We start from the raw sequence: 11,922 nt of genomic DNA on the forward strand, positions 1-11,922 counted from the left end.
ATTACCTTAAAATATATTAAAGGCTATGCACAAAAATTCTATTTTTTATGCATAGGCCTTATTATTATAACTATCCTTCTATTTCATTTCTTTCATTTTCTTCTTCTTCTATACTTTGCCTTGGTAAGATTAAATTTAATAGTATAACTACTATAGTAGTTATTACTACTGGTGAGCTTCCAAAAACCATGCTTACCCCACTTGGAAATGCATCTAAAACTCCTGGAACTTGTGTTACTCCCATCCCAAGAGCAACAGAAAGACCCACTATACTTACATTTCTACTTGATAACTCATCTTTAATTATTATCTTAATACCAGTCATTGTAATCATTGCAAATACTATTACAGTTGCTCCACCTAAAACACTTTGCGGAATTGTTGTTATTAAAGCTCCAAACTTAGGTATAAATCCAGCTATTAACATAAATATAGCTGCTATTGCTACTACAAACTTACTAATAACTTTTGTCATAGCAACTATGCCAACGTTTTGACTATAAGTAGCTGTTGGAAGGCCTCCAAAAAAAACTCCTAATACACTAGCTATTCCACTTGCTATTATTCCTCCAGATATTTCAGTATCTTTGGCTTCTCTACCAAGTCCCCCTTCTGTTATCGCTGAAAGATCTCCTACTGCTTCTACAGAATTAACTATATATATTACACTAATAGAAATTATCGCTGAGGGTACAAATTTAATTCCAAAATGCATTGGAGTTGGCATTTGTATCCAAGATGCTTCAATTATCGGTGCAAAGTCTACTCTTCCTAATACTACTGAAAAAACATATCCTACAATTATTCCAATTAAAATAGATGCTAACTTAGCATATCCCTTAGTAAAATGATTGCAAAATAACACTACAATTAATGTAAGTATAGCTATCCCCCAATTAATTGGCGACCCGAAATCACTTACATTAGAGCCTCCAGCCATATATCTTACTGCTGTTGGATATAAAGATAAACCTATTGAAAATACAACAGTACCTGCAACCAATGGTGGAAATAACTTTCTCATTGGCTTTAAAAAAGCTCCAAAAAGTATAGCTACAAAACCACCAACTAATTGAGCTCCAAAGATAGCTTCTATACCATAAGCCATCCCTATTGCTGTTAAAGTTGGTACATAAGTAAAACTAACACCAATTACCATTGGTAATCCTGATCCAATTTTCCACATAGGATATAATTGCATCAGTGTTGCAATTCCTGCTAAAAAAAATGATGCCTGCACTAAAAGAGTAGTATCACTAACTCCAAGCCCTGTGGTCCCTGCAACTATAAGCGCAGGCGTTACATTTCCTACTATCATAGCTAATAAATGTTGTAGTGATAATGGCATTGTTTTCTTTAATGAAGGTACTCCGTCCAAATCAAATATCGAAGTACTTCTAGTCCCTTTTTTACCTAATGTTAACATAATAATATATTCCCCCTCATGTAAACTTATTAATTTAAACTCAATACATCACTCGAGAATATATGATAATTATCAACTTAAAAATCACTTCTCATTTTGATAATAACCCTATTCTTATATATCTTTAGTAACAATTTTCATTAATTACAATATTGATTACTATATATAAATATTTAAACATTTACTAATACAATAATAACTTTAATTTTAGTTCTCTATCTTACTTCTTTCATTATCTTCTTCTTCAATTGTTTGATTTGGCAATATTAAATTAAGTAATATTACAGTAATTGTTGTAATTACTACTGGAGAGCTACCAAATATCATATTTACCGCACTTGGAAAAGCATCTAATGCTCCAGGAACCTGTGTTATTCCCATTCCAAGAGCAACTGAAAGTCCAACAATACTTACATTTCTACTTGAAAGTTCATCTTTTATTATTACTTTTATTCCTGTCATAGTTATCATTGCAAACACTATAATAGTTGCTCCACCTAAAACACTTTGCGGTATTGTAGTTATTAAAGCTCCAAACTTAGGTATAAAACCAGCAATCAGCATGAATAAAGCTGCTAGCATAATTATATACTTACTTACAACCTTAGTCATTGCAACAATTCCAACATTTTGACTATAAGTAGCTGTCGGTAATCCCCCAAAGAATGCTCCAATTATACTAGATACTCCATTTGCCATTATTCCTCCTGATAACTCTGTATCTTTCGGTTCTCTACTTAATCCACCTTCTGTTGTAGCTGAATAATCCCCAACGGCTTGCACAGAATTAACTATATAAATTATTACCATAGATATTATAGCAGAAGGTATAAATTTCATTCCAAAATGCATTGGTGTTGGCACTTGAATCCATCCTGCATTTGTAATTGCTGTAAAATCTACTCTTCCAATTATTATAGAAAAGATATATCCTACAATTATTCCGACTAATATAGAAGCCAATTTAATATAGCCTTTTGTAAAGTGATTACAAAACAAAACTACAACTAGTGTGACTATAGCTATTGTCCAATTTATAGGAGATCCAAAATCCTGTGCCGAAGCTCCACCAGCCATATATTTTACAGCTGTAGGATATAATGATAATCCGATTGTAAATACAACAGTTCCTGCAACTAATGGTGGAAATAACTTTCTTAAAGGCTTTATAAAGGCGCCTACTAATATGGCTGCTATACCACCTATTAATTGAGCTCCAAATATAGCTTCTATTCCATAAGCTGATCCTATAGCAGTTAAGGTTGGAACATAAGCAAAGCTTATTCCCATAACAACTGGCAATCCTGAACCTAGCTTCCAAATAGGGTATAATTGCATTAAAGTTGCAATACCAGCCATGAACAATGAACATTGAACTAATAAAGTCTTATCACTTAAATTCATTCCTGTAATCCCTGCTACTATAATAGCTGGTGTTACATTTCCTACTATCATAGCAAGTAAGTGTTGCAAAGATAATGGTATGGCTTTCTTTATTGGTGGTACTCCTTCTACATCAAAGATTGAAGTGCTCTTCTTATTTCTTTTACCTATCTCTAACATATGATATATTCCCCCTCATGTAAATTTTAAATCCAAATTAAATACATCATTCTAGAATATATATCTATTATCATATTGAAAAAATCTTCTCATTTTGATAACAGTTCTATTATTTTAAACCCCTTAAGTAATCGTTTAAATTTTAATATTATTTTCACATAGCTATATGTTAAATTATTTGCAACTTAAAAGAGCCTTTAAAGTTGCACTTAATCTTAAAGCAATAAGTGTGCCAAACTTTAATAGGCTCTTAAATTACAATATTTTACTTTATTCCATTGTTTTCACTATATAAAATAATATCTAAACTATTAATATTATATATAAATATTAAAATGATAATTATAAATTCTTATAATGGCGTATTTACTAATATAAAATTATCAATTCGAGTATATCAATTTAATAATTATTATCATAATGATATTACCAAATTACCTCATGCTCTATATTAAATTTTACTAATAACCTATATATTAAACTTACCATATTCCACATATTTTCTGTTTCATCTTCACAATCAATTATTAAATATGCATTCTTACCTTCAGTATAACACTCAACTATGATATCATAACCTTCATTAATAAAATAATCTTCTAATATTTCAGCAAGATTGTCCCCTTTTTCGTATAAATAATTTTCACCTAATTTCAACTCTACAACATAATTTAATTTTACAATATTATAAAGATGTAAAAGGCTTTTATATGTAGTATTAATAGTATTTAATTTTTTCTTTTTTAAGTTCCCTTTAATTCGCTGTCTCACTTCTTTTCCCTCACCATATAATTAATATTTAATTATTAATTTGCTTCTTAGACTGTCTATCTTCTATATAAGATACTATTATAGACGATATCATAAGGAAAATTCCTAAATATAAAATAGGTCTATTATCTTCAATAGGGCATGTGCCTATAGGCAAATCCCTTCTTACTTCATATATTTTATAAAAACCATATAAACTTACAACTATCGCTATAGTAAATAGTATATTTGATAATTTAATTATTTTTTTCACTATTATTTTCACCCTTCGTAAAGACTTATAAAAATATAATTATATTGTACCATATTTATATAATTTCGTGAATTTTTTTGTACTATTTTTTAACTTATTGTAAATACTATTGAGGTATTTATTTTTTTAATAATTGTTAATAAATATATTTTCTATTTATTTTTAGTAGTATTTATAATTTTTTAGAATAAAAATAGACATATTTAAGTTTATTTCTTTCCTTCCTTTACAAGAAGTCAATTAAACTTATATATGTCCATTTATAATATTATTTCTTAGTAATATCACAATATATTCTTAGTACTTCTCCAACACTCCAAGCTTGTGAATAGCATCCTCTACTTGTAGATGAAAATTCTCCATCAAATATTTCTGCTATTCCATTTATACATCCATCTTTCATATGATCTTCAAATACAGATATCATTTCTTTTGCTTTTTTTATAGATTTTTCATCATAATCATTTACTTTACAATATGCTGTAATAAATGGTCCTATTAAAAATCCCCAAGTTGTTCCCATATGATAAGCTAAATCTCTTTTAAACAGATCACCTATATATTTATTTTTAAACTCTTCATCCATAAATGAAAGAGACCTTAACCCATAAGTCGAATACAAATGCTTATATGCAACTTCAACTATACTCTTTTCTTTTTCTCTATCTAATATTGAAAATGGTAATGAAATTGCCCATAATTGATTCGGACGAATCTTATCATCATTTTCATCTACCACATCAAAAAGACATTTTTTATCTTCATTCCAAAATTTTTTGTTAAAAGAGTTCTTAACTTTTAAAGAAAGTTCTTTATATTTTAAATCTTTTTTATTAAATTTAATTCTAAGTTCCTCCATTATACATAATGCATTATACCATAAAGCATTTATTTCTACAGGTTTACCGTGTCTTGGAGTTACAACAAAATCTCCAACCCTTACATCCATCCAAGTTACTTGATCTATACCTGAACCAGCAAAAATTAATCCATCATCATCCATACCTATTGAAAAATCTGTTTTAGTTGAATATGCTTTAAAAATTTCTACTAATTTATCATATATTTTTTTCTCTATAAAACTGTAATCTTCATCTGTACCTGTATATTTCAAATATTTATAAACAGCTTGAAAATACCAAAGTGATGCATCTACTGTATTATACAAAGGTTCTGTATTAGTATCTGGAAATAGATTAGGGATTAATCCATTCTTCACGTATTTGGAGAATGACTCTAGTATTTCTCTTGCATCTTCAAATCTCTTAGTACATAAAACTAATCCTTCAAAAGCAATCATAGTGTCTCTTCCCCAATCAGTAAACCATGGATAACCTGCTAATATAGTCTTTAGGCCTGTACTATTTCTATTAACTATAAAATGATCAGAAGCTTTAACAAGATTATTAGCAAAATTATCATTATAGCCTGCTTTTTTTACTAAATCTTCTGCTCTCTTCTTGTACTCTTTTTCTATCTCAAATCCAGTTTTACTTATATTTTCTTCTAAAGTACATATAATGTAAAACTTTTTTGTTTCTTTAGCTTTTATTTTTATATTTATTTCGTACGGAGTATAATGATTATCTATGCCTAAAAATCCTGTTCTATTATCTATCATATAATATTGATTTTCTTCAAATAAATAATTAGGAGTTGCCATTGTAGTAGGTATTAAACTTCTATCATAGTATTCTCCTTCTGATGCATAAAAAGTAATCCTTACATCCTTATTTTCTTCTGGAATTAAAATAATTTTATTATTTTTAACTTCTTTACTAAATTTTAAATTAGTTTTTTCTATGGAATCTCCTGGTAATCTATAATTAAACAAAGGAATTATTTTAAAATTTAAATCTTCACTTCCATTTTCTATTTCATAACAAACAGCTGTTGTATTATACCCATATTCCATTGAAATACTTTTTTTAATCTTAACATCTTCTACTCTATAAATATATTCTGGAATTATATCAAAATTAAATCTTTCTAAGTGTTCTTGTCCGTTTTTGGACATATTAATATATTGTTGAGAAGTTAAATCATACGTTCTACCATTTATATTCACTTCTTCTTGAGTTCTTGTAAAGATTAAATATCTATTCAGTGGTGGGTTTAACGCTGCTATTAAGTAGCCATGATGCATCATAGCACTTCCACCAGAAACTGTACAATTAGCATATCCACCTATTCCATTTCCAATCATCCAAGATAACTCATTTCCTTCTTCTATTGTCTTAAAAGAACCTCTTCCATAACTATATATCTTTTCCACCTATACCCCTCCAAAACTTCTTTAACTTTTGCTTTTCATATTAATTATATAATTAATACTATATTTATTTAATTGTATAGAAGTACAAAAAGGAGGTCTCTAATTTATATATTCTACAATCTTATATTGTAAAAAATCATAAAATTATTATTCCATGTGTAACATTTATACTCTTATATTCATATTATTATAATAGCTATTAGCTTTATGGCTAATCCATATAAATTCATCTCCTTCATTAATTATAAAAAAAGAATCAAGGCTTTAGCTTTGATTCTTTTTTATAATTCTCCAAATTTTATACTTATTTTCTTAAATGCTACTTCTTTTGTTACAGTAAGACTTTCTGGATCTATTATAATTTTAAATATATTAGGGCATTTTTCTGATCTCCATAATTTCATAAACTTAGGAGTTGCTGTTAAACTAGCATAATATTTTTCTTCAAAATCATCAAAAAACTCTAGGAACTCTAACTTGCTAACTTTATCAACTACCAAATTGTCTTTTTTTATATTTTTTACTATTGGTACAAAATATCTTAATGGAATTTCATAATTATACCTTCCTTTTATCTTTTTTCCCTCTAATATTGGTCTCTTTAAAAAAGGAAATTTTATTATATCATCATCTTTTAAATTAATTTTAAAAATAGGTTCTTCATTTTTACCCTTTTGTATTTTTATCTTAATCATTTGTTTCACCTTTGGTTTATATTTTAATTTATTCCCATGTATCCCAAACTTCTTTTTTATACCCAAGAGTTGCAGTGTTTCCATTTCTAACTATAGGGGATTTAAATAGTTTAGGATTTTTTAATAAAATCTCTTCTTTCATTTCGCAGCTTCTAATTTTATCTAAATTTAGATTTTTATATTCCTTGCTAGATTGATTTATTAATTCATTTATTGAAATATTCCTTTTAACAGAATTAAGTTCTCCCTTACTAAGCCCTTTAATGTCTATATCTATAAATTGAAAGTTTATTTTTCTCTCTTTAAAGTATCTTTCTGCTTTCTTTGTATCAAAGCACTTCTTTCTTCCAAATACTTGTATATTCATGTAATTGTCACCTCCTAATGTCTCTTTATTATAACATAAATTTATATTATATATAAAAAGTAGATTATTTGTTCATTATCTATCAAAAATATTTTCCGTAATCATATATAGCAAAATGATTTATTTATAAACAACAATAATAAAAATATTATTTTATTATTATTTATAGAATATTTTTTCTCCATTGGTACAAGCTAATATTATAAATAAATCTTCCAAACAGAAATAGTATTTTTATTGTATAGTTATTATAAAAAAAAATTATTAATGATATCTATCAAAACACTTAAATATAGTATATTAACGAATGTCTATCATCTCAATGCCTTACAAAACCTTATTTAAATAATCAATTAATTATTTAAGTAAGTATAGGCAGGGAATAGATTTTCTATACAGCATCAAAAAAGCAATTACATATTCCTTTTTGCTTTTTTGATGCTGATTTATTTTGTTGAAATATGAACTTTTTCACTATATTATTCTATACTAATAATTAAGATGAATTTTTAAGGATGATGATTTTGCAATATTTTATTTTAATTTTAAAAGTTTTTATTATAGAATATATAATTATATTTTTGCATGAACTTTCTCATTATATTGTATCTTTATTTTTAGGATTTAAATGTTCCTTTTATCATGTAATTCCTTTTACTATTTATAAATATGACGGTAAATTCAAATTTAAATTAAAGCCTTTAATACAAGGCAATATGACAAGTAGATTACATTTTAACTCAATAAAAATATCTTCCAAAATAGAATACAACATTCTTTTAAAAAAGCTTAAAATATTTTTTTGGATTGGTCCAGTATTGGATTTTATAATATTTATAATATTGTTTTGTATCGGAGTCAGTAATGTTAACTACTCATACTTAGCATTAATTTCACTTATTCATCTATCTATTACTACTCTTAACTTTTTCAATAGCGATGGTAAATATGCCATAGGAGCAAATGAAGACTCTAGAATTGCTTTTGACTTAATTAGGAGCTTTACTATTTGCGGAAACGGAGAAATTCCATATGAAAGTAAAAGAATTCTTACTGACACACATATGGAAATTGCAGATGAGATAACTTTAGAAAAATTTGATGTAAATGATCTTTGGAACTTTCTAAATAATATTTCTTTTTTCACTAATTCTTTTTTAAGTTTTTTAAATAAAGATCTATTAACCATACATTCATCAACCTTCAAATTTTTTGAAAGTTTAATTATTGATTTTGATGATATAAAAAAATATGATTATAGGCAAATAGAAAAGACTTCTATTTCTTTAATTTATTATTTTATATATAAAAAACTTAAAGACAAATCTTTTTATCCAAATGATGATATTATAAATAATATTTATAATGGATGTAATTCAATATATTTTAGAAAGTTATTTGATTTATATTTCACTTCTAATAACAATAATATTGAATACTTGATTAATGAAAATAATATGCCAAATTTTATGTCTCACTGTGAAGGTTATAATAAACTTCTTATAAATATTATTAATTTATATAAAAATGAAATGGTATAGTTAAAGCACTGTATTTTTAACTACAGTGCTTTAACTATATTTTAATTCATTTCTATATTATCAAATTTGTTATTTAAAATTAATATATCAACTCTTCTATTTTTAGCTCGTCCCTCTTCTGTAGCATTATCTGCAATTGGTCTATACTCACCATACCCTACAGCTGATAATCTGCTTGGAGATATCGATCCATAGCTAATTAAAAATTCAACTACATTAGAAGCTCTAACAGAGGAAAGTTGCCAATTTGAATGATAATCAGTAGTACTTATAGGCAAATTGTCAGTATGACCTTCTACCCTTACATAATTATCTATTTTGTTTAAAACATTTGATACAGAAATAAGTTTAGGTTTCAACTCCTCTTTTATATCCGCCTTTGCACTATCAAAAAATATACTATCGGTAAAGCTTATAATAAGTCCTCTTTCTTCTATACTTGTAGTTACACTTTCTTCTAACTCTAAGTCTTTTACTATATCATTTACTTGTGATTCTATACCTTGTAATTTTTCTTCTTCACTTTGAACCAATGGCTTTAACTCTCCTGCCTCATCACTTGAACTACCTGAATTTTCAGCACTTCCTAAAACTGAAGATCCACCTGTGAATACAGCTCCCATAGAAGTAGCTAACTGCTTATACTTTGATTCATTAACACTAGAAGCGGAATATAATACAACAAAAAATATCATAAGCAAAGTTATAAGATCTGAATATGTAAGCAACCATCTTTCATGATTTTCTGGTTTTTCTACTCTCTTTTTCATCTATTTTCCCTCACTTGATTCAAGCTTCTTTAAGTCCTCTTCAGTTAAAAATCCTTCTAATTTACTTATTATAGAACTTGGACTAGCACCAGCTTGTACCAATAATAAAGCCTCAATACACATCTCTTTTTCAATTATTTCTTCACTATTTAAAATTTTTAGTTTATTTGCTATAGGCAACCAAATTAAATTAGCAGTTCCTATACCATAAAGAGTTGCAATAAAAGCTACAGCTATTTTAGGGCCTAAAGTACTTGGATCATCTAAATTACCTAAAACTTGAACAAGCCCCATAACTGTTCCTATAATCCCCATTGTTGGTGCATAACCACCAGCCGCCTCAAAAATAGAAATTCCTTGATGATGCCTTTCTGAAATTTGTTCTAGTCTTGTTTCTAATGATCCTTTCATGATCTCTGGATCAACTCCATCTACTATCATTTGCAGGCCTTTTTTTATAAAAGTATCTGTTTCTGTATTATTTAAATCTGCTTCCAAACTTAATAATCCATTTTTTCTTGTTTTTACTGTAATTTCCTTGAAGAATTCTACATTTTCTATAAGGTTACTATTTCTTTTCTTAAATGCAATGCTAAAAACCTTAGGAAATCTTTTTAAAGTTTTTCCTGGAAAAGCAACCCCAACTGCTCCTATTGTTCCACCAACAACTATTAATAATGCTGTGAATTGATATAAAGCTCCTAATGCTCCTCCTTCTAAAATAAATCCTAATATAATACAAGCAAAAGAAAATATAATACTTATTATTATTGTTATGTCCATATTTCACCATCCATATAATTTATTTCTAAATTATATATTTTTTATATTTACATATCAATCTCATTATTTTGTTATTTTTTATCTATTTTAGTCGATTTTTTCTCGTTAAAAAAAACTATTGTGTAATAACTAACTTTATCGTTGCAATACACAATAGTCTATTTCTATAATATATTTTTTAATTCCTTTACCCAGCTTCTTGCTCCATTTACTGAATCCCAAGCAGTTTCTGCATTTTTCATATAGTAGACTGCATCTTCTTCAGTCCCTAAACTTTTAAGTTCAGGTGGATTTTTAGGAATTCTTTTTTGCTTGATTATATAATCTATAACAAATGGATTAGAAGCATTTGCAATTCTTAAAGCTCTTTCTGCTTCCTCTAATTTTCCTACTTTAAATAAATAAAGGGCTTTTGAGAATTTTGTAGATGGTAAGTAATCATTTTTATATTTATTTAATACATTTAAAACTTCATCATCTAAATTCTCTGTAATTAACCATGAAAGCAATACCCCTCTTATTAATAATCTATCTTCAGGATCTAGATTTATTAAATCATTAAACTCTTTTATTGCTTCTAACTTTTCATTTATACTCCATAATAAATTTCCAAGTCTATATTTGGCGCTATAGTATGGTCTTGTAACTTCTGAATCTAAGAATTTCCCTGTATACTTATCTATATTTTCTTCACCTATAGCACTTTGAGCAACTTCTAAGGCTTTTAATACTAAGGCCTTTTGTTCATTTATTCTTAACGAATTGTCATATGATAATATTATATAAGCTTCCGCACATTTTTCACTTATTTTTAATGCTTCTTTAGCTAATTTAGCTTTTTTCTTATAATTTTTTTGATTCCATGCCTCATTAGCTATCTTATTAGCCTTTTTTAAATCCTCATCTTCTATAATCTCAGCTTCTACTTTTGAAACGCAAACCTCATCTAATGTTTCTTTCTCTATCTTTTCCTTTTGTTCTTCTTCCAAATCTATCTCATTATCCGCAATTTTCGAATTATCTAAAGAATCGCCTTTATTACACGTTATTAACCATTTATCATCTTCTAAATCTATTAACGCTCTTACTTCTCTTGATTTTGAAAGACCTGTACTACTACTTACCTCAAATAATTTATATAAATCCCCTGCTTTAATATTTATGCCTGTCTTATTTGTGAATAATCCATTTTTTAACCCCAAAGCATGTACAATTCCGCATGCCCATGAATTTGCTTTTCCTTTATTTAAATTAACTTCTTTTAATTCAGATATTTCTTTACATAAGCTCTCTGCAAGAAACAAATATTCTTCATTTAAGTTTTTTTTACAAACCTCTTCTATAAAACTCATTACTTCTAAATATCTCTCATTACTTACTTCAGATGTTTTTTGCATTACTTATTTTCTCCTTTTTCTATTATGTTATTTGGAATATTATAAAGCCCATTATACTTAAATAACATACTCCAATTGATG

Annotated in this window: 11 protein-coding genes; 1 reads left to right on the top strand and 10 read right to left on the bottom strand. The window is 27.2% G+C overall.

The annotated features are described in order from the left end of the window. Positions 1 to 70 precede the first annotated feature (70 nt). From I2A75_RS05985 to I2A75_RS06015, 7 genes are all read right to left on the bottom strand, one after another. The gene (locus tag I2A75_RS05985) at positions 71 to 1,426 is read right to left on the bottom strand and encodes a nucleobase:cation symporter-2 family protein (RefSeq protein WP_195263572.1); all 1,356 of its coding nucleotides are present in this window, start codon (positions 1,424 to 1,426) and stop codon (positions 71 to 73) included. A gap of 207 nt (positions 1,427 to 1,633) precedes the next feature. Beyond that, positions 1,634 to 2,989, bottom strand: a complete 1,356-nt coding sequence (locus I2A75_RS05990) for a nucleobase:cation symporter-2 family protein (protein WP_195263573.1) — start codon at positions 2,987 to 2,989, stop codon at positions 1,634 to 1,636. A gap of 426 nt (positions 2,990 to 3,415) precedes the next feature. Next, a complete protein-coding gene (locus tag I2A75_RS05995; RefSeq protein WP_195263574.1) occupies positions 3,416 to 3,760 on the bottom strand; it encodes a hypothetical protein in 345 nt (114 codons plus the stop codon). A 28-nt stretch (positions 3,761 to 3,788) separates the two neighbouring features. Further along, positions 3,789 to 4,013: a hypothetical protein gene (locus tag I2A75_RS06000; protein WP_195263575.1), complete on the bottom strand. Its 225-nt coding sequence runs from the start codon at positions 4,011 to 4,013 to the stop codon at positions 3,789 to 3,791. 268 nt (positions 4,014 to 4,281) lie between these two features. Then, positions 4,282 to 6,288, bottom strand: a complete 2,007-nt coding sequence (locus I2A75_RS06005) for a glycogen debranching enzyme family protein (RefSeq protein ID WP_195263576.1) — start codon at positions 6,286 to 6,288, stop codon at positions 4,282 to 4,284. 281 nt (positions 6,289 to 6,569) lie between these two features. Further along, complete coding sequence (locus tag I2A75_RS06010; RefSeq protein ID WP_195263577.1) at positions 6,570 to 6,983, bottom strand: hypothetical protein; 414 nt, start codon at positions 6,981 to 6,983, stop codon at positions 6,570 to 6,572. 28 nt (positions 6,984 to 7,011) lie between these two features. Further along, complete coding sequence (locus I2A75_RS06015) at positions 7,012 to 7,350, bottom strand: arsenate reductase family protein (RefSeq protein ID WP_195263578.1); 339 nt, start codon at positions 7,348 to 7,350, stop codon at positions 7,012 to 7,014. 818 nt (positions 7,351 to 8,168) lie between these two features. Between I2A75_RS06015 and I2A75_RS06020 the strand changes: the two genes are divergently transcribed. Beyond that, positions 8,169 to 8,891, top strand: coding sequence for a hypothetical protein (locus I2A75_RS06020; RefSeq protein ID WP_195263579.1), 723 nt, complete (start codon positions 8,169 to 8,171; stop codon positions 8,889 to 8,891). A gap of 41 nt (positions 8,892 to 8,932) precedes the next feature. Here I2A75_RS06020 and I2A75_RS06025 read toward each other — a convergent pair whose 3' ends face one another. From I2A75_RS06025 to I2A75_RS06035, 3 genes are all read right to left on the bottom strand, one after another. Next, the gene (locus I2A75_RS06025) at positions 8,933 to 9,661 is read right to left on the bottom strand and encodes a flagellar motor protein MotB (protein WP_195263580.1); all 729 of its coding nucleotides are present in this window, start codon (positions 9,659 to 9,661) and stop codon (positions 8,933 to 8,935) included. Continuing rightward, the gene (locus tag I2A75_RS06030; protein WP_195263581.1) at positions 9,662 to 10,444 is read right to left on the bottom strand and encodes a flagellar motor protein; all 783 of its coding nucleotides are present in this window, start codon (positions 10,442 to 10,444) and stop codon (positions 9,662 to 9,664) included. It abuts the gene before it with no gap. 164 nt (positions 10,445 to 10,608) lie between these two features. Next, positions 10,609 to 11,841, bottom strand: coding sequence for a DUF6398 domain-containing protein (locus tag I2A75_RS06035; RefSeq protein ID WP_195263582.1), 1,233 nt, complete (start codon positions 11,839 to 11,841; stop codon positions 10,609 to 10,611). Between the last annotated feature and the right edge of the window lie 81 nt (positions 11,842 to 11,922).

Source organism: Clostridium sp. 1001275B_160808_H3, from assembly GCF_015550425.1.
Lineage (GTDB): Bacteria > Bacillota > Clostridia > Clostridiales > Clostridiaceae > Clostridium.